Origin of the sequence: Mesorhizobium sp. B2-3-6 (assembly GCF_006442305.1) — a bacterium.
In the GTDB taxonomy this organism is placed as follows: Bacteria; Pseudomonadota; Alphaproteobacteria; order Rhizobiales; family Rhizobiaceae; genus Mesorhizobium.
Map to the genome: position 1 here is coordinate 590,454 of NZ_VFVW01000003.1, position 17,896 is coordinate 608,349.

Here is a 17,896-nt window from a genome sequence, read left to right on the forward strand (position 1 = left end):
CCGCCGTTGCGGCGCATGATTTCGGCTGACCTCGAATTCCGGCTTGCTTGCCCACCGGCGAGGTATTTGTCGCTTCACCGGCAATTCCCGGTTTTGCGGGGTTGCGTGGCCGACACCCAATCCACCATATTGCAAACAGGCGGCGGCTTCGGGCGGCGCATATCCTGCATCGCTGGCTTGAAAGGCGCTCCATAGACAATGCCGCATGACACTCCCCTTATCGCCACCATCGTAGCCGGTCTGGGGCTCGCTTTCGTCTTCGGCGCTCTCGCCAACCGCTTCCGCATTCCGCCGCTGGTCGGCTATCTCGTGGCCGGCGTGCTGGTTGGGCCGAACACGCCCGGTTTCGTCGCTGACGCCGGCCTTGCCAATGAGCTCGCCGAAATCGGCGTCATCCTGTTGATGTTCGGCGTCGGCCTGCATTTTTCGCTGAAGGATCTCCTGTCGGTCCGCGCCATTGCCGTGCCCGGCGCCATCGTTCAGATCGGCTTTGCCACGGCACTCGGCGCGGGGCTTTCCTGGATGCTCGGCTGGTCGGCGGGAGCAGGACTGGTCTTCGGCCTGGCGCTGTCGGTGGCCTCGACCGTGGTGCTGCTGCGCGCCCTGCAGGAGCGCCGCCTGATCGAGACCGAGCGCGGCCGCATTGCCGTCGGCTGGCTGATCGTCGAGGACTTGGCCATGGTGCTGGCCCTGGTGCTTTTGCCAGCGCTTGCCGGCGTGCTTGGCGGCCAGGAGCAGGCGGATGCCCATGCGAGCGGCCTGCTGTCGCTGCCCGCGAGCTACGGCATCTGGGGTGTCGTCGGCATCACGCTGGCCAAGGTCGCCGCCTTCGTCATCGTCATGCTGGTGGTAGGCCGCCGCGTCATTCCCTGGATCCTGCACTATGTCGCCCATACCGGCTCGCGCGAGCTGTTTCGGCTTTCGGTGCTGGCGATAGCGCTTGGCGTCGCCTTCGGCGCGGCCAAGCTGTTCGGCGTCTCGCTGGCACTGGGCGCTTTCTTCGCCGGCATGATCATGAGCGAGTCCGAACTCAGCCACCGCGCCGCGGAGGAATCGCTGCCGTTGCGCGATGCCTTCTCGGTGCTGTTCTTCGTCTCGGTCGGTATGCTGTTCGACCCGTTCAGCCTGTTCAGCAACGGCTTGCCGATTCTGGCAACGCTCGCCATCATCGTCGTCGGCAAGTCGCTGGCGGCCTTCCTCATCGTCGTCGCCTTCGGTTATCCCCTGGCGACGGCGCTGATGATTTCGGCGAGCCTTGCCCAGATCGGCGAGTTCTCCTTCATCCTGGCCGAACTCGGCGTCGGGCTGAAACTGCTGCCCGAACAGGGGCGCGATCTCATCCTGGCGGGCGCCATCCTTTCGATCGTGCTCAACCCGGTGATGTTCCTGGTCATCGACTGGATGAAGCCATGGCTCGAGGCCCGCGCCGCCAGGACGGCGCCGCCTGTGGAGCCCAAACCGGTCGGCCCGGCGACGGAGCCCGGCCAGGTGGCTTCCGTCGCCTCGGCGGCGAAGCAGGAAGATGGGCCGCCGCCAAGAACAGCCCTTAGCGGCCACGCGATCCTGATCGGCTACGGCCGTGTCGGCAGTCTCGTCGGCGCTGCGTTGAAGGAAGCCGCCCTGCCCTTCCTGGTGGTCGAGGATGCCGACAAGACACTGGTGAAGCTCAGGGCCGAGGGCATCGAGACCGTGGCCGGCAACGCCGCCAATGCCGAAGTGTTTGCAGCCGCCAACCCCGAAGGCGCGAAACGGCTGATCCTGGCCATCCCCAATGCCTTCGAGGCCGGTCAGATCGTGCTGCGTGCGCGCGCCGCCAATCCCGCCATCAACGTCGTCGCCCGCGCCCATTCCGATGCCGAGGTCGAGCATCTCAAGGGGCTCGGCGCCGATACGGTGATCATGGGCGAACGCGAGATCGCGCGCGGCATCGTGGAAGAGGTGCTTGGTCACAAGCCGCGGGCGGCTGAACCGTCCGCCGCCTGAGCCGATCCTGCACGGACCTAATCCGTGCTTAGCGAGAACGCGGCCGATTGTGGAGGGCTGGACCTCGAACAGGTGGGGCGGCCTTGGACGCCCCCGCTGACATCGGTCACTCCTGCCATTTGTCTTCGTATCGCGCTCAACCGAGTTCTTGGGCGAGTCCGATGAGCAACCCCTCAGGCCCACGGATGTAGCAGAGCCGGTACACGTCTTTATACTGGACTACTTCGCCTACGAGCTGCGCGCCGCGCGTGCGGAGCCTTTCAAGCGTCTCGTCGATGTCATCCACGGTGAACATGACGCGGAGGTAGCCTAGGGCGTTGACCGGGGCGTTCCGGTGATCTGCGACGACAGGCGGCCTGAGGAAGCGGGAGAGCTCGAGCCGGCTATGGCCGTCCGGTGTGCGCATCATGGCAATCTCGACATGCTGATCGCCCAGTCCGGTGACACGTCCGGCCCATTCTCCTTCGATCGTGGCCCGTCCTTCGAGCTCGAGGCCGAGTTCGCGAAAGAAATCAACCGCCTCTCCGAGGTCTTCGACGACGATTCCTACGTTGTCCATTCGCTTGAGCGCCATGTTTCCAATCTCCAAGGTGTCGTTCGAATCTACAAGGCGTCGCCTGGTCCAACAATGTATGCTCGAGGTGCTCCGCCTGGAGCCAGGTTGATCACGCCACGAAGGCAGAGCCGCCATTTTGCGCGACGCTGCCGAGGTATTTTGCCGGCGGCTTGCCAAGCGCCTTCTTGAACATGGTGATGAAGGCGGTGACGGAATCATAGCCGAGATCGCCGGAGACCTGCTGCACGCCCGCACCGGAGGCCAGTTCTCGAATTGCGACGATCAGATGCAACTGCTGGCGCCAGCGTCCGAAGCTTAAGCCAGTCTCCTTCACGACGAGACGGGCGAGACTGCTCTCGCTGAGCGCAACCCGGCTGGCCCATTGCGACAATGTGCTGCGGTCGGCGGGATCCTGCGCCAACGCTTCGGCGATCCGCCTCAATCGTGGCTCGGATGAGATCGGCAGATGCAGCCGCTGGACAGGCATGCGCGGCAGCTCGGCAAGCAGCATCCTGATCAAAAGCGCATCCCTCGCCTCATCATCCCCCACGCCATCGGACAGTTCGATGATCAGTTCGCGCAGCAGCGGCGAGACCGAAAGGGTGCAGCACCGGTCCGGCAATTCGGCGGCTCCCGGCTCGATGTAGACGAAGAAGATCCGGGCGTTGGCGGTCGCGATATTGCTGTGCTCCATGTCGCCGGGAATCCACACCCCGCAATGCGGCGGCACCATCCACAGGCCGCTCGGGACGCGGCATGTGACGCCACCGCCGAGCGCGAAGACGAGTTGGCCTTTGCGATGCCGATGGGAGGGGACTTCGGCCTTGGTTTCGGTAACGTCGACGCGCACGGCGATTGCCGGTGCGAGGACGTCATCCACATTGAAATCGAGCCATGGGTAGCGAAGAGGTTGTCTCATGATTGACGGCTTTTAGCGATTAAACGCCAGGATAGCTAAATTCCTCAAGTTGGGAAGTCGATAGATTCCAGCTTGCCTATGCACCCGGTTGATCAGGATGCCACCGCGCTTTGCGTCCACAAACCAGCAGGAAGGTACGTCCCATGCGCGCCCTAGTCATGTCTTCCGACAGCCCCACCGGACTGACGCTTGCCGAGGTCGAGGACCCTCGGCCTCTCGCAAACGAGGCGCTTGTCTCGGTCCACACAACCTCGTTGAATCGCGGCGAATTGCGCCTGCTCACCATACGCCCGGACGGCTGGATACCCGGCCAGGACATCGTCGGGATCGTCGAACGGCCAGCGGCCGACGGCTCCGGGCCAGCCGTGGGCGCCCGGGTCGCGGCTCTGGTCGACCAGGCGGGCTGGGCCGAACGCGTCGCGGTTTCGACCGACCGCCTCGCCGTCCTGCCGGATGACGTCAGCTTCGTTTCCGCGGCCACGCTTCCGGTCGCGGGCACGACCGCGCTCAGGACTTTGCACCATGGCGGCGACCTTGCCGGCCAGCGGGTCCTGATCACCGGCGCAAGCGGTGCGGTCGGCCGTTTCCAGCTCCAGATCGCGCGCGAACAGGGCGCGAGCGTGACCGCGGTCGCGGCCTCCCGGCATGGCGAGGATCTCCGCCGCCTGGGTGCCGGGCAAGTCGTCGAGTCGATCGAACTGGCTGAGGGGGCGTTCTCGCTGATCACCGAGTCGGTCGGCGGCCAAAGCCTCGCCCACGCGATCGAACGCGTCGCTCCTGGCGGGACGATCGTCATGTTCGGCTCGAGCAGTGGCGAACTCACGCCAATTGGGTTCCGCCAGTTCGTTCCGGGTCACGAGGGGGCGAGGCTTCAGACTTTCGCCTACTACACGTCTGGCGCGGGCATTGGCTCGGACATCGCCTCGCTGCTCGCTCTCGTTGCGGCCGGCCGGCTGGAAACCCGCGTCGCCCTGACCATGCCATGGACCGACATCGCCCAAGCCCTGGACGCTCTGCGACAGCGCAGCTTCAGCGGCAAGGCCGTTCTCACCATGACCGGATGAACGATCCCTAGGCTGAGACCTGCCCCATCACACGTGCTGGCCGCCATTAATGTGGATTTCCGAGCCGGTCACATAAGACGCCTGCCCGGAGCACAGGAAGAAGATGATGTCGGCGACCTCGGCCGTGGTGCCCAGCCGCCTGAGCGGAATGGTCTCGACGATCTTGTCCGTGCCCGGCGACAGGATCGCGGTGTCGATTTCGCCCGGCGCAATGGCGTTGACGCGGATCCCGTGCGGGCCGAAATCATGCGCCATCTCGCGCGTCAGCGAGCCGAGCGCCGCCTTGGATGTCGCATAGGCGGTGCCGGCGAAGGGGTGCACCCGGGTGCCGGCGATCGAGGTGACGTTGACGATCGACCCTTTCGCCGATGCCAGTTCCTTGAACAGCCCGCGCGCCAGCATGATCGGCGCGAAGAAATTGACCTGGAACACGTCGCGCCAGACATGCATCGGCGTGTCGATGGAGTTCATGCGGCTGTTGCCGTCCTTGAGCTTTGGCGAAATGCCGGCGTTGTTGACCAGCGCGTGCAGCTGCCCGCCATGCGCCTCGAGCCGGTGGCGGATTTCGGAGACGGCGATGCCGACATCCTCCTGGTCGGCGAGATCGACCTTGATGTGGTCCTCGGGCCCGGCCGGCCACGGGCAATCCTCGGCAAACGCCTGGCGCGAGCAGGTGATGACGCGCCAGCCCTCGCGCGAGAAACGCTTGACCGTGGCATGGCCGATGCCACGGCTGGCGCCGGTCAGCACAATGGTCTTCCTGGTGTCGATCTCTGCCATGTCGGGAGGTGTAGCCGAACGGTGTGGCGCTGGCGAGAGGCGAGTTGCCGCTAGCCTCCGCCGAGAATGTCGAGGATCGACGTCTGCCGCTTCTTGAGCGGACCGCCGACACTGCCCGGCGGCACCGGATGTCCGACCGAGGCGGTGGTTCCGGAGTCGCCCGGCATATCGAAACCGTCGGCGTCGACCGTCTGGGCCGGGCGGGGCGCGCGAACCGGCGCTGGCTGCGCCGCGACGGCAGCGGGCGCCGACTGGCCGACAGGCGCTTGCGGCTTCGGAGCCGGCTGTGTCGCATCGGCCGACGGGATTTCGTCCGGCACGATCCTATCGGCCGGCGTCGATTTCCAGGTACCAGGCAGCGGCCGCACGGGCACGCCCTCATGCGCGGCGACCATGAACTCGTGCCAGGCCTGCGCCGGCAGCGCGCCGCCGGTGACCTTCTTCATCGGGCTGCCGTCGTCATTGCCGAACCATACGCCGGTGGTGAGATTGGCGGTGTAGCCGACGAACCAGGCGTCGCGCGAATTCTGGCTGGTGCCGGTCTTGCCGGCCGACGGCCAGGTGAAGGCCGCCTTCCTGGCCGTGCCGATCTCCACCGTCCCGGTCATCATCGAGTTCATCATGCCGACGATCTCGGGCTTCACCACGCGCGGCGCGCTGCCGCTGCCGGCGTCGTACAGCACCTTGCCCTCGGCTGATGTCACGCGGCGGATGAAATGGATGTCCGGCTTGTAGCCGCCATTGGCGAAAGGCACATAGGCCGAGGTCAGCTCCAGCGGCGTCACTTCCGACGTGCCTAGCGCGATCGAGGTGTTGGCCTGCAGATCGGACTGGATGCCCATGCGATGCGCCGCCTCGACCACTGCGTCCGGCCCCACTTCCATGGTCAGCTGGGCCGCCACCGAGTTCAGCGACTTCGCCAAGGCGGTTGCCAGCGTCACCTTCCCGAAATACTTGCCGCCGTAATTGTCGGGTGTCCATTTGCCGATCTTGATCGGCGCATCGTTGCGCACGCTGTCGGGCGTGCGGCCGGCCTCGAGGGCGGCCATGTAGACGAACGGCTTGAACGCCGAACCGGGCTGCCGGCGCGCTTCCGAGGCGCGGTCGAACTGGCTGGTCGAATAATCGTAGCCGCCGACCATGGCACGCACCGCGCCCGAATCGTCGATCGACACCAGCGCGCCCTGGGTGACGTTGAGCTTCTTGCCGCTTTCATCGATCAGCCGGCGGATCGATTGTTCCGCGAGCTTCTGCAGGTTCAGGTCGACGGTGGAATCGATGACGATGTCGCCGCGCACGTCGCCGATCAGATCGGGCAGCTCTTCCATGATGGTGTCGGCGACGTAGTTTTCCGAGCCTGTCCAGTAGGACGGCGCGCGCGTCGCCGGCGCGCTCATCGCCGTGGTCAGTTCCTTGGCGCTGATCTTGCCTTCGTCGCGCATGGCGGCGAGCACCAGCTGCGCGCGGTCCTCGGCGGCCTTGGGATCGCGCGCCGGCGACAGTCGCGACGGCGCCTTCAGGAGACCGGCAAGCAGCGCCGCCTCCGACAAGGTGACATCGCGCGCGCTCTTGCCGAAATAACGGCGCGAGGCCGCTTCGACGCCATAGGCGCCCGAGCCGAAATAGACCCGGTTGAGGTACATTTCGAGGATCTGGTCCTTGGTGTGCTTGTGCTCCAGCCACAGCGCCAGCAGCACCTCCTGCACCTTGCGCTCCAGCGTCCGGTCTGGCGTCAGGAACAGGTTCTTGGCCAGTTGCTGCGTCAGCGTCGAACCGCCTTGCGAGAAATGCCCGCCGGCGAGATTGGCGACCATGGCGCGCGACAGGCCGATCGGGTCGACGCCGAAATGCGAATAGAAGCGGCGGTCCTCGATGGCGATGACCGCCTCGGGGATGTAGGGCGACATTTCGTGCAGGCCGACCGCCTCGCCGCCGCTCATGCCGCGATTGGCGAGCAGTTGGCCGTCGGCGGAGACGATCTTGATATTGGGCGCGCGATCGGGGATCGACCAGGTCGTGGCCGCCGGCATCTTGGCGCCGTAGTAGACGACGACTCCGGCCACCGCGATGCCGCCCCAGATGGCCAGCACGAAGCACCAGTAGACCAGCCGGCCGAGCACGCCGAACAGGCCGCGCCGGCTTCGGTCGCGCCTGGCACGCGACGATTTTGCCTTCGGCGGTTTGCGTTTGGCGGAGGCTTTGCGGTTGCTGGGCACGACGCGATCCTCCTCGCTCACCGAAAGACCGGTCTGGGATCTCGCTTGTGGCGGTCCCTCGAAACTGGGTTCGATGCGGCTGTCTCTGCGGTTCGCCATGCGCTGCGCTTGATATCCCGATGCCTATGGCGTTCGGGTTGCAGAGTAGATGCGGCGGTTTAAAGGCGGGTTAAATCCGGCAGGCAGCGATAGTCAGGCGTGGGGAGCAATGCGGAGCCGGCAAGCCCGGGCTCCGTTCAGTTCTGCTGGATCGAGATGCCCTTGTCGTCGATCTTGAGCTCCACGCCTTTCGGCTTGGTCTGTTCGCGGTAGACGTAGACGCCGAGCGCGATGACCACGACGACGAGCGCGCCAATGACGAGATAAAGCGTATTCTGTTTCATGGCGCGCTCCTCGGTGCCCGGCCTCAGGCTCGCTTCAGGACCCTGACCAGGATCAGCAGGATGATGGCGCCGATCGTGGCGTGGATGATCGAGGCGAGGATGCCGCCGCCGATGGACAAGCCGATCCGCGGGAACAGCCAGCCCGCGATGAACGCGCCGATGATGCCGACGATGATGTTGCCGATCAGGCCGAAGCCGAAACCGGAGACGATGAGACCGGCGAGCCAGCCGGCGATGGCACCGATGATGATGAAGACGAGCAGGCTTTCGACGCCCATGGCGATTTCCCTCCGAGCAAGAGGCGAGCGCGGAGCGGAAAGCCCCGAATCGGCCTCGATATCAACGGCTTCAGGCTATGCGAAAGCGGCCGGCCTCGCCAGCGGCCTGCTCATTGGTCGCCGTCGTCGCTCGCGGCGGGCCGCCAGCTCGTCGGCTCGACCTTCTTCTGCGTATCGCTGTCGATGTAGACCCACCAGCCGCCGTCCCGGTATTGCGCGATGGATTCGTTGAGCACGCCGTCGCCGTCCTTCCAGGTCACGGTGACCTTGGAACCGTCGGTGGGCGCGGTCGATATGGGCTTCCTGTCCGTCATGTCATCCCTCTTTTCGAGCCGACGGAACACGACGGCCGGCATCTGGTCCCGGACGGAACATCGGCGGCAGCGCCGCGACGCCGTCAGCTATGAGCGAAAATATCCTCTTCGTCCCAGCCCATGAGGTCAAGCTTGGCGCGTGTCGGCAGGAAGCGGAAACAGGCGTCGGCCTCTTTCGTGCGATCCTCGCGCGCCAGCCGCGCCGCCAGCACGTCGCGCAGCCGGTGCAGATAGAGCACATCGGATGCGGCGTATTCGAGTTGTTCGGGCGACAGCGTTTCGGCCGCCCAGTCCGACGATTGCTGCGCCTTGGACAGGCCGACGCCCAGAAGCTCGAAGCAGATGTCTTTGAGCCCATGCCGGTCGGTGTAGGTGCGGGTCAGCCGCGAGGCGATCTTGGTGCAGAATACCGGCTCGGGCATCACACCGAATGCATAGTAGAGCACGGCAAGGTCGAAGCGCCCATAGTGGAACAGCTTGGTCACGCTGTGGTTTCCCAAAAGCTTGACGAGGTTCGGCGCTTCCTTTTGGCCCGGCGCGATCTGGATGACGTCGGCGCTGCCGTCGCCGGGTGAAATCTGCACCACGCACAACCGGTCGCGATGCGGGTTCAGTCCCAGCGTTTCCGTATCGATGGCAACCGCCCCGACATTGTAGCGGGACAGGTCGGGCAGATCGTTTTTGTGGAAACGGATATCGCTCATCGTCTTCTCCGGGGTCGCGCTTTCGGCATCGCGCATCCATCGAGCGGACGCGCGCGCTCCAGCACGTTGCGCTGGCAACCCGTCCTTGCCGTGATCGGTGGAAAAATCAACATAAACTTGATTTTCCCGCCTTTCGTGAGTTCCCGGCTCAGCGCGTCAGCGCGTCCAGAATGCGTGCCCAGGAGCGCTGGCCCTTGTGGAACGAACTCAACTCATACTTTTCGTTCGGCGAGTGGATGCGGTCGTCGTCGAGGCCGAAACCGACCAGCAGCGATTCCATGCCGAGATAGGTCTGGAAATCGCCGACTACGGGGATCGAGCCGCCGCTGCCGATCGTCACCGCCGGCTTCGGCCATTCGTCCGACAGCGCCGTCTTGGCCTTGGCCAGGAACGGCGAGTCGTAGGAAAGCTGGATTGCCGGCGAGCCGCCATGCGGGTGGAACTCCACCGAACAGTCGGCCGGAATGCGCTCCTTGACGAATTGCTGGAAGGCGGCGCGGATCTTCTTGGGATCCTGCTTGTGGACGAGGCGGAAAGATACTTTCGCCGAGGCCTGCGCCGCGATCACCGTCTTGAAGCCCTTGCCGGTATAGCCGCCGGTGATGCCGTTGAACTCGGCCGTCGGCCGTGCCCAGGTGAGTTCCAGCAGCGAGCGGCCCTTTTCGCCCGACGGGATCGACAGGCCGACGGGGCCAAGGAACGTCTCGGCCGTTTCGCCCAGCGTTTCCCATGATTTCAGGATCTGCGAGGGCGTTTCCTCGACGCCGTCATAGAAGCCCGGGATGGTGATATGGCCGTCCTTGTCGTGAATGTCGGCCAGCACCTTTGCCAGGATGCGGATCGGGTTGGCAGCGGCGCCGCCATAGAGACCCGAATGCAGGTCGCGGTCGGCGGCCTTCACGATGATCTCCTCGCCAACCAGCCCGCGCAGCCCCACGCAGATCGACGGCGTGTCGCGGTCCCACATGCTGGTATCGCAGACCAGCGCGAAATCGGCCTTGAGTTCATCGGCATTGGCCTCGAGGAAGGGCTTCAGCGACGGCGAGCCCGACTCCTCCTCTCCCTCGAACAGGATGGTAATGCGGCACGGCAGATTGCCATGCACCTGCTTCCAGGCCCGGCAAGCCTCGACGAAGGTCATCAACTGACCCTTGTCGTCGGCCGAGCCGCGCCCGGTGATCACCTTGTGGCCGGGCTCGATCTCCTTGACCGCCGGCGCGAACGGGTCGTTTTCCCAAAGCTCGATCGGATCGACCGGCTGTACGTCATAGTGGCCATAGAACAGCACATGCGGTGAACCGGCCGGCCCATCATGATGCGCAACCACCATCGGGTGGCCGGGCGTGTCGCGGGCGCTGGCGTCGAAGCCGATCACCTTGAGTTCTTCCACCAGCCATTCGGCCGCCTTGCGGCAATCGGCGGCATAGGCCGGATCGGTGGAGATCGACCTGATCCGGAGCAGACCGAACAGGCGCTCCAGGCTCTGGTCGAGATTCTTGTCGAGACGGTCGAGAACGGGGGAAATTGACATTGATGAGCCTTTCGATTCAGTGCCGGAACCCTAAAGGCAGAGCGGACAAACGAAAAGCCCGGGACCATTGGACCACGGGCTCCAAGCGCGTATTCGAACAAAAAAGACCGCCGTGGTGGAGGGGGAACCACGGCGGCCCTTCTACTCGAAACGATGCGGCAGCCCGGAGAGGGGGGATAGGCTGCCGCAGGTGTCCGGGATAGGCGGGGGACGGGCCTTGCTCCGGACGTCGGCGAAAATTGCCGATGCCATTTATCTGTGTCCTCGAACGTGGCGATTCAAGGGCACGAATATTACACTTTTGTAACATGGCCGTGAGCAGCCGTTGGACAGGCGGGACCAAGCCGTCTCGCAGGCGAAAATAATGCCGATTTCAGCTCTTTCCAACCAACCTGTCGCCTGCCTGTCAGGGTGTTGCTGGAAGCGGTGCCTTTGGCATGGACCAAGCCGCCGCGCCGCGCTATCCCTGCCGGCATGAAAAAAGGCGATCATCTCTTTCTTGTCGACGGCTCCGGCTACATCTTCCGTGCCTATCATGCGCTGCCGCCGCTGACCCGCAAGTCCGACGGCCTGCCGGTCGGCGCCGTGTCCGGCTTCTGCAACATGCTTTGGAAGCTGATGCAGGATGCCCGCAACACCGATGTTGGCATCGTGCCGACGCATTTCGCCGTCATTTTCGACTATTCGTCGAAAACCTTCCGCAACGATCTCTATCCCGAATACAAGGCCAACCGTTCGGCGCCGCCGGAAGACCTGATCCCGCAATTCAGCCTCATCCGCCAGGCGACCAGGGCGTTCAACCTGCCCTGTCTCGAGATGGAAGGGTTCGAGGCCGACGACCTCATCGCGACCTATTGCCGGCTGGCCTGCGAGGCCGGCGGCGACACCACCATCATCTCCTCCGACAAGGACTTGATGCAGTTGGTCGGCCCGACGGTGAGCATGTACGATCCGATGAAGGATCGCCAGATCGGCATTCCCGAGGTCATCGAGAAATGGGGCGTGCCGCCGGAGAAGATGATCGACCTGCAGGCATTGACCGGCGATTCCGTCGACAATGTTCCCGGCGTGCCGGGCATCGGACCGAAGACCGCGGCGCAATTGCTCGAACAGTTCGGCGACCTAGACGGACTGCTTGAGCGCGCCGGCGAGATCAAGCAGGAGAAACGACGCGAATCCATCATCGCCAATGCCGACAAGGCGCGCATCTCGCGCCAGCTGGTGAGGTTGAAGAACGATGTGCCGGTGGCCGAGGGGCTGGACGAGTTCGTCCTGCACGCGCCGGACGGGCCGAAGCTGATCGGCTTCCTCAAGACCATGGAATTCTCTTCGCTGACCCGCCGCGTGGCGGAAACGACGGGAACCGAGGCAAGCGACGTGCAGGCGGTGGCGGTGACGGTCGAACGCGCTGATTTCGCGCATGGACCCGATGTCGGCGCCGGCGCGCCGGTCGCGCCCAGCGCCGAGGCGAAGCAGGACGGCGAGACGGCCCTGGAAGCAGGCGGCGGCACGAAGGAGGGCAACACCCCTTCGCTTCTGTCGGCGCTTCGCCTGGAGGCCGCCACCGCCCGCAAGATCGACATTTCGGCCTATCAATGCATCCGCGATGTCGCCAGCCTGAAGGCCTGGGTCGCCGAGGCGCTGGAGACCGGCATCGTCGCCTTCGATGCCCGCGCGACGTCGCTCGATCCGATGCAGGCCGAACTGATCGGCTTGTCGCTGGCGACGGCGCCAGGTCGCGCCGCCTATGTGCCGTTCGCCCACAGGAGCGGAAATGGCGACCTGCTCGGCGGTGGTCCGATCGACAACCAGATCCCGCTGCGCGAGGCGCTGGCCGTGCTGAAACCGCTGCTCGAGGACAAGTCTGTCCTCAAGATCGCGCAGAACCTGAAATACGATCTCGTCATCATGAGCCGCTACGGTATCGACGTCGGCCCTTTCGACGACACCATGCTGATCTCCTACGTGCTCGATGCCGGCACCTCGCATGGCCACGGCATGGACGCGCTTGCCGAGAAATGGCTGGGCCATAGTCCGCTTCGGCTCAAGGACGTGACCGGCTCCGGGAAAAATTCCGTCGGCTTCGACCAGGTCGACGTCGACAAGGCGACCGCCCACGCGGCCGAGGACGCCGATGTGACGCTCAGGCTCTGGCTGGTGCTGAAGCCGCGGCTCGCCGCCAAGGGCCTGGTGTCGGTCTATGAGCGGCTGGAACGGCCGCTGGTGCCGGTGCTGGCGCGCATGGAACAGCGCGGCATCTCGGTCGACCGGCAGATCCTGTCGCGGCTGTCGGGCGAACTGGCCCAAGGCGCAGCCCGGCTCGAGGAAGAAATCTACCAGCTCGTCGGCGAGCGCATCAACATCGGCTCGCCCAAGCAGCTCGGCGATATCCTGTTCGGCCGCATGGGTCTGCCCGGCGGCTCCAAGACCAAGACCGGCCAATGGTCGACCTCGGCGCAGCTTCTGGAAGACCTCGCCGCCGAAGGCCACGAACTGCCGCGCAAGATCGTCGACTGGCGCCAGCTGACCAAGCTGAAATCGACTTACACCGATGCGCTGCCCGGCTTCGTCAACCCGGACACCAAGCGCGTCCACACCTCTTACGCGCTCGCCGCGACGACGACGGGGCGGCTGTCATCCTCCGACCCGAACCTGCAGAACATCCCGGTGCGCACCGCCGAAGGCCGCAGGATCAGAACGGCCTTCATCGCCGACAAGGGCAACCGCCTGGTTTCGGCCGACTACAGCCAGATCGAATTGCGCGTGCTCGCCCATGTCGCCGAGATCCCGCAATTGCGGCAGGCCTTCGCCGACGGCGCCGACATCCACGCCATCACGGCCTCGGAAATGTTCAACGTGCCCGTGGAGGGCATGCCTTCGGAAGTGCGCCGCCGCGCCAAGGCGATAAATTTCGGCATCATCTACGGCATCTCGGCTTTCGGCCTTGCCAACCAGCTGTCGATTCCGCGCGAGGAGGCCAGCAACTACATCAAGAAATATTTCGAGCGCTTCCCCGGCATCCGCGACTATATCGAAGAGACCAAGGCCTATGCCCGCGAGCACGGTTTCGTCGAAACCATCTTCGGCCGCCGCATCCACTACCCCGAGATCCGGTCTTCCAATCCCTCGATCCGCGCCTTCAACGAGCGCGCCTCGATCAACGCGCGCCTGCAAGGCACCGCCGCCGACATCATCCGCCGCGCCATGGTGCGCATGGACGAGGCGCTGGAGAAGGCCAGGCTTTCGGCCCGCATGCTCTTGCAGGTGCATGACGAGCTGATCTTCGAGACGATCGAGGCGGAAGTGGAGGCGACGATCCCCGTCGTGCGCCATGTCATGGAGAACGCGGCCATGCCGGCGGTGTCGATGTCGGTGCCGCTGCATGTGGACGCTCGAGCGGCGAACAATTGGGACGAGGCGCACTAGCGCCAGGCCGGCATCACCTGAATATCGATACACCTTAGACTAGGCAGCTTGCGCCCGGCACTTGGCACATGTCCCGCGGAACTCGATCACCGCCTTCTTGGCGGCAAAGCCGGTGGAGCGCACCCATTCGTCCAGCCGGTGGCCGACATCATGGTCGGACATTTCGCTCACCTGGCCACATGTGTCGCAGATGGCGAAAGCGGTCATGGAATGGCTGTGATCGTGCGGTTCGACGCAGGCGACGAAGGAATTGAGGCTTTCCAGCCGATGCACGAAGCCGGACTTCACCAGCGTGTCGAGCGCGCGGTAGACCTGCAGCGGCGCGCGGAAACCCCGCTCGCGCAGCTGGTCAAGCAAGGTGTAGGCGCTGAGCGGCCCGCTGGCGGCCTCGAGTTTCTCGAGCACGCACAGCTGGTTCTTCGTCAGCACATCCCTTGCCGCCATGATCCTGTTTCCGACCTGCCTTGTGTCACATACAGGCCGTTTCCATATGCAAACGGCCCGTCCCATTCAGATAGCGACGAACCGCTGTCTTTGCTACTCCTCTGTTGAAACGCGCTGGCGCGGCATTCCGCAAACGATACCGGCGGGAGGGCTCCCACCGTTGTCGTTTGCCGGCTCCGATGCCTACTTCCTCGGCGGGCCATTGCGCTCGGCCGAGGCTGCCCACAGATTGATGTCGGACTCGCGCGCATAATTGTCGATCTCGGCAAGCTCGGCGTCGCTGAAGTCGGGCGCCTCCAGCGCGCCGACACAGTCCTCCACCTGCTCCGGCCGGCTGGCGCCGATCAGCGCCGATGTCACCTTGCCCTTGCGCAGCACCCACGCCAGCGCCATCTGCGCCAACGTCTGGCCGCGGCGGCCCGCGATCGCGTTCAATGCCTGTATGTTGGCGATGGTCTTGTCGTTGATGAAGGCCGGCCGCAGCGACTTGCCCTGGGAGGCACGGCTGCCCTCGGGGATGCCGCCGAGATATTTGTCGGTCAGCATGCCCTGTGCCAGCGGCGAGAACACGATGGAGCCGACGCCCAGCCCATCGAGCGTATCGAGCAGGCCATCGTCCTCGACCCAGCGGTTCAGCATCGAATAACTCGGCTGATGGATTACGCAAGGCGTGCCGAGCCGCTTCAGTATATCGGCCGCCTCGCGCGTGCGCTGCGAATTGTAGGATGAGATGCCGACATAGAGTGCCTTGCCCGCGCGCACCGCATGGTCGAGCGCGCCCATCGTTTCCTCCAGCGGCGTATCCGGATCGAAGCGGTGCGAATAGAAGATGTCGACATAGTCGAGCCCCATCCGCTTCAGGCTCTGGTCGAGGCTGGCCAGCAAATATTTGCGTCCGCCCCATTGACCGTAGGGCCCCGCCCACATCTCGTAGCCGGCCTTGGTCGAGATGATGAGTTCGTCGCGGTAGGCGGCGAAGTCGGTGCGCAGTATCTCACCGAACGCAATCTCGGCCGAGCCGGGCGGCGGCCCGTAATTGTTGGCGAGGTCGAAATGCGTGATGCCGAGGTCGAAGGCCTTGCGCACGATCGCCTGCTTGGTCCCGTGCGGCGTGTCGTTGCCGAAATTGTGCCACAGCCCCAGCGAGATCGCCGGCAGCTTCAGGCCGGACCGCCCGCAGCGGTTATAGACCATTTTTTCATAGCGGTTTTCGGCGGCGACATAGGGCATGGGGAAAATCCTCGAAGCTGGATGGATTGGGCACTGTCATCGGAACGCGACGCGCAGGCCCTGCGCCCCAACCCTTACCCTCTCCCCGCGAAAACGGGGAGAGGGTTCATCAAAATTATCGATAATCCGCGCTCTAGCTCTTCTTCGCCATCAGCGCCTTGGCTTCCTTGATGCCGAGCGCGGCTGGACGTTCGCAGGTGGTCTGCATGGCGACGAACTTGCCGGTTTCCCCCGAGCGCAGGATTCCCGTCATGACGTCGACGGCGTGCAGCGCCAGCTCCATCGAGCAGCGGTGCGGCCTGCCCTCGGAGATCGCAATCGCCATGTCGGCGAGACCGGCGGTGCGATAATTGGCCATCATGCCCTGTGAATGCATCTCATTGGGCACGCCGAACGGATGCTGCCATTTCGGCAGCTTCTTGACCGGCTTGGCCGCTTCAGTGAAGCGCACGTCGCCGCCGAAGAAGTTCGGATCCGGCACGAACACACTTCCCATCTCGCCATAGAGCTCCATCGGCGCATGGCCATGGCTCCAAACGTCCCAGCTGGTGTTGAGCGTGATCACGGCTCCATTCTCGAACTCCAGCAGGCCGTGGATGGTGGTCGGCGTGTTGACCGGGATCCTTTCGCCCGCGCGCGGCTTCGAACTGATCGTGCGTTCCTTGGCCGGGGTTGTGGCGAAGGCCGCCACCTGCTTCACCGGTCCGATCAGCTGGATCAGATTGGTGATGTAGTACGGCCCGATGTCGAGCACGGGGCCGGCGCCCGGCTGGAAGAAGAAGTCCGGATTGGGGTGCCAGTGCTCCATGCCGTGCCCCATGACATGGCAGGTGCCGCTGGTGATCCTGCCGAGCTTGCCGGTATCGATCAGGTTGCGCACCAACTGATGCGCGCCGCCGAAGAAGGTGTCGGGTGCCGAGCCGATGCGAAGTCCCTTCTTCTCCGCCCGCTTCTTCAAGTCGAGCCCCTCCTTGACCGAAAGCACGAAGGGCTTTTCCGAATAGACATGCTTGCCCGCGTCGAGCACCTGTTTCGACACTTCGTAGTGCACGGCCGGAATGGTCAGGTTGACGATGATGTCGATGTCGTCGGCCTTGAGCAGGTCCTCGACCGTCTCGGCGCGCAGCTTGAACTCCTTCGCCCGCGCTTTCGCGGCGTCCATGTTGATATCGGCGCAAGCCCGCATCTTGATGCCGCGAAACAGCGGCGCCAGCGAGAAATATGCCTTCGAGATGTTGCCGCAGCCGATGACGCCGACGCCAAGTTTGTTTGCCATGATGCTTGTTCCTAATAGGCCTTTACGGTTGCGATCGAACGGCGGGCGAAGCGCTCGATGTCATTGGGATTGTCCTGTTCCATGACGAAGTATTTGGCCGCGCTCTTGGCCCGCAGCGCCTCGATCAGGCCGGCCCAGTCGATCGTGCCGTGGCCGACATCCGACCAGCCGTCCTCGTCCAGCCCCTCGCCCGGCCTTGCCATGTCCTTGACGTGGACGGCAACGATGCGCTTGCCGTGCTGTTCGATCCAGGGCAGCGGATCGGCGCCGCCGCGCACCACCCAGGCGACATCCATCTCCCAGCCGATGTCGGGCGCGGAAGCCAGGATGTGAGCCTGTGGCAGCGAGCCGTCGGCGAGCTTCTTGAACTCGAAATCATGATTGTGCCAGGCAAAGCCGTAGCCGGCCTTCTTCGCCGTCTCGCCGACCTTGGCCAGGCGCTCGCCGAAGCCGCGCCAGCCGGCAGCGTCCGAAGGCCTGGACTCAGGCATGAGGTAGGGGCAGATCAAAAGCTTGATGCCGAGCGCTTCAGCTATCCTGCGCACGCCGTCGAAATCCTTCTCCAGTGCGTCGATCGAAAAATGCCCGGTCGGCATGGCAAGGCCGTTTTTATCGAGTTCGGCCCGGAAGGCCTTGGGATCGTCATAGACGCCGCCGAAGCCTTCGACCTCTGTGTAGCCGAGCTTGCCGAGCATCTCGAGCACGCTTTCCCAGGGCTGAAAATTGCGTGCGCTGTAAAGTTGGAATGACCAGTTCATCGTCTTTGTCCGTTCTGCTTGGGGGATGGTTATC

The 17,896-nt window shown here is 64.4% G+C and carries 16 protein-coding genes; 3 read left to right on the forward strand and 13 right to left on the reverse strand.

All coding sequences use genetic code 11. The features are described from left to right. Nucleotides 1-198: 198 nt before the first annotated feature. Complete coding sequence (locus FJ953_RS12130; protein WP_140624421.1) at nucleotides 199-1,983, forward strand: cation:proton antiporter; 1,785 nt, start codon at nucleotides 199-201, stop codon at nucleotides 1,981-1,983. Nucleotides 1,984-2,119: 136 nt separating this feature from the next. Here FJ953_RS12130 and FJ953_RS12135 read toward each other — a convergent pair whose 3' ends face one another. Continuing rightward, nucleotides 2,120-2,557 (reverse strand): VOC family protein, encoded by a 438-nt coding sequence (locus tag FJ953_RS12135; protein WP_140500250.1) that lies wholly within the window; start codon nucleotides 2,555-2,557, stop codon nucleotides 2,120-2,122. A 91-nt stretch (nucleotides 2,558-2,648) separates the two neighbouring features. After that, a complete protein-coding gene (locus FJ953_RS12140; RefSeq protein WP_140624422.1) occupies nucleotides 2,649-3,458 on the reverse strand; it encodes a helix-turn-helix transcriptional regulator in 810 nt (269 codons plus the stop codon). A 143-nt stretch (nucleotides 3,459-3,601) separates the two neighbouring features. Here FJ953_RS12140 and FJ953_RS12145 point away from each other — a divergent pair, with 143 nt between their 5' ends. Further along, on the forward strand, nucleotides 3,602-4,522 hold the full coding sequence (locus FJ953_RS12145; RefSeq protein ID WP_140500254.1) for a zinc-binding dehydrogenase: 921 nt from the start codon (nucleotides 3,602-3,604) through the stop codon (nucleotides 4,520-4,522). Between the two features lie 27 nt (nucleotides 4,523-4,549). On the opposite strand, the gene FJ953_RS12150 is transcribed toward FJ953_RS12145, so the two are convergent. The 7 genes from FJ953_RS12150 to FJ953_RS12180 all read right to left on the reverse strand — a co-directional run bounded on the left by FJ953_RS12150 (nucleotide 4,550) and on the right by FJ953_RS12180 (nucleotide 10,728). After that, nucleotides 4,550-5,302 carry an SDR family oxidoreductase gene (locus tag FJ953_RS12150; protein ID WP_140500256.1) on the reverse strand — a complete coding sequence of 251 codons (753 nt, stop codon included), beginning with the start codon at nucleotides 5,300-5,302 and terminating at the stop codon, nucleotides 4,550-4,552. Nucleotides 5,303-5,352: 50 nt separating this feature from the next. Next, nucleotides 5,353-7,617, reverse strand: coding sequence for a transglycosylase domain-containing protein (locus FJ953_RS12155; RefSeq protein ID WP_140522540.1), 2,265 nt, complete (start codon nucleotides 7,615-7,617; stop codon nucleotides 5,353-5,355). A gap of 137 nt (nucleotides 7,618-7,754) precedes the next feature. Further along, complete coding sequence (locus FJ953_RS12160) at nucleotides 7,755-7,901, reverse strand: hypothetical protein (RefSeq protein ID WP_140500260.1); 147 nt, start codon at nucleotides 7,899-7,901, stop codon at nucleotides 7,755-7,757. A gap of 23 nt (nucleotides 7,902-7,924) precedes the next feature. Beyond that, a complete protein-coding gene (locus FJ953_RS12165; RefSeq protein ID WP_140500262.1) occupies nucleotides 7,925-8,179 on the reverse strand; it encodes a GlsB/YeaQ/YmgE family stress response membrane protein in 255 nt (84 codons plus the stop codon). 110 nt (nucleotides 8,180-8,289) lie between these two features. Then, nucleotides 8,290-8,493 carry a hypothetical protein gene (locus FJ953_RS12170; protein ID WP_140522542.1) on the reverse strand — a complete coding sequence of 68 codons (204 nt, stop codon included), beginning with the start codon at nucleotides 8,491-8,493 and terminating at the stop codon, nucleotides 8,290-8,292. 83 nt (nucleotides 8,494-8,576) lie between these two features. Then, entirely contained in the window at nucleotides 8,577-9,197 is a 621-nt protein-coding gene (locus FJ953_RS12175) for a ribonuclease D (protein WP_140624423.1), read from the reverse strand. Between the two features lie 148 nt (nucleotides 9,198-9,345). Further along, on the reverse strand, nucleotides 9,346-10,728 hold the full coding sequence (locus FJ953_RS12180) for a M20/M25/M40 family metallo-hydrolase (protein ID WP_140624424.1): 1,383 nt from the start codon (nucleotides 10,726-10,728) through the stop codon (nucleotides 9,346-9,348). A gap of 474 nt (nucleotides 10,729-11,202) precedes the next feature. Between FJ953_RS12180 and polA the strand changes: the two genes are divergently transcribed. Beyond that, nucleotides 11,203-14,154 carry a DNA polymerase I gene (gene polA, locus FJ953_RS12185; protein ID WP_181175018.1) on the forward strand — a complete coding sequence of 984 codons (2,952 nt, stop codon included), beginning with the start codon at nucleotides 11,203-11,205 and terminating at the stop codon, nucleotides 14,152-14,154. 39 nt (nucleotides 14,155-14,193) lie between these two features. On the opposite strand, the gene FJ953_RS12190 is transcribed toward polA, so the two are convergent. From FJ953_RS12190 to FJ953_RS12205, 4 genes are all read right to left on the reverse strand, one after another. Then, nucleotides 14,194-14,598, reverse strand: a complete 405-nt coding sequence (locus tag FJ953_RS12190) for a Fur family transcriptional regulator (protein WP_140500273.1) — start codon at nucleotides 14,596-14,598, stop codon at nucleotides 14,194-14,196. A 183-nt stretch (nucleotides 14,599-14,781) separates the two neighbouring features. Then, a complete protein-coding gene (gene mgrA / locus FJ953_RS12195) occupies nucleotides 14,782-15,828 on the reverse strand; it encodes an L-glyceraldehyde 3-phosphate reductase (RefSeq protein WP_140500275.1) in 1,047 nt (348 codons plus the stop codon). A gap of 133 nt (nucleotides 15,829-15,961) precedes the next feature. Next, a complete protein-coding gene (locus FJ953_RS12200; RefSeq protein WP_140500277.1) occupies nucleotides 15,962-17,104 on the reverse strand; it encodes a Gfo/Idh/MocA family oxidoreductase in 1,143 nt (380 codons plus the stop codon). 11 nt (nucleotides 17,105-17,115) lie between these two features. Next, complete coding sequence (locus FJ953_RS12205) at nucleotides 17,116-17,862, reverse strand: sugar phosphate isomerase/epimerase (RefSeq protein WP_140624426.1); 747 nt, start codon at nucleotides 17,860-17,862, stop codon at nucleotides 17,116-17,118. Between the last annotated feature and the right edge of the window lie 34 nt (nucleotides 17,863-17,896).

Excerpts from the sequence above, each read along its gene's own strand:
- FJ953_RS12130 (WP_140624421.1), top strand. The coding sequence starts at position 199 with ATGCCGCATGACACTCCCCTTATCGCCACCATCGTAGCCGGTCTGGGG.
- FJ953_RS12135 (WP_140500250.1), bottom strand. The coding sequence starts at position 2,557 with ATGGCGCTCAAGCGAATGGACAACGTAGGAATCGTCGTCGAAGACCTC.
- FJ953_RS12140 (WP_140624422.1), bottom strand. The coding sequence starts at position 3,458 with ATGAGACAACCTCTTCGCTACCCATGGCTCGATTTCAATGTGGATGAC.
- FJ953_RS12145 (WP_140500254.1), top strand. The coding sequence starts at position 3,602 with ATGCGCGCCCTAGTCATGTCTTCCGACAGCCCCACCGGACTGACGCTT.
- FJ953_RS12150 (WP_140500256.1), bottom strand. The coding sequence starts at position 5,302 with ATGGCAGAGATCGACACCAGGAAGACCATTGTGCTGACCGGCGCCAGC.
- FJ953_RS12155 (WP_140522540.1), bottom strand. The coding sequence starts at position 7,617 with ATGGCGAACCGCAGAGACAGCCGCATCGAACCCAGTTTCGAGGGACCG.
- FJ953_RS12160 (WP_140500260.1), bottom strand. The coding sequence starts at position 7,901 with ATGAAACAGAATACGCTTTATCTCGTCATTGGCGCGCTCGTCGTCGTG.
- FJ953_RS12165 (WP_140500262.1), bottom strand. The coding sequence starts at position 8,179 with ATGGGCGTCGAAAGCCTGCTCGTCTTCATCATCATCGGTGCCATCGCC.
- FJ953_RS12170 (WP_140522542.1), bottom strand. The coding sequence starts at position 8,493 with ATGACGGACAGGAAGCCCATATCGACCGCGCCCACCGACGGTTCCAAG.
- FJ953_RS12175 (WP_140624423.1), bottom strand. The coding sequence starts at position 9,197 with ATGAGCGATATCCGTTTCCACAAAAACGATCTGCCCGACCTGTCCCGC.
- FJ953_RS12180 (WP_140624424.1), bottom strand. The coding sequence starts at position 10,728 with ATGTCAATTTCCCCCGTTCTCGACCGTCTCGACAAGAATCTCGACCAG.
- polA (WP_181175018.1), top strand. The coding sequence starts at position 11,203 with ATGAAAAAAGGCGATCATCTCTTTCTTGTCGACGGCTCCGGCTACATC.
- FJ953_RS12190 (WP_140500273.1), bottom strand. The coding sequence starts at position 14,598 with ATGGCGGCAAGGGATGTGCTGACGAAGAACCAGCTGTGCGTGCTCGAG.
- mgrA (WP_140500275.1), bottom strand. The coding sequence starts at position 15,828 with ATGCCCTATGTCGCCGCCGAAAACCGCTATGAAAAAATGGTCTATAAC.
- FJ953_RS12200 (WP_140500277.1), bottom strand. The coding sequence starts at position 17,104 with ATGGCAAACAAACTTGGCGTCGGCGTCATCGGCTGCGGCAACATCTCG.
- FJ953_RS12205 (WP_140624426.1), bottom strand. The coding sequence starts at position 17,862 with ATGAACTGGTCATTCCAACTTTACAGCGCACGCAATTTTCAGCCCTGG.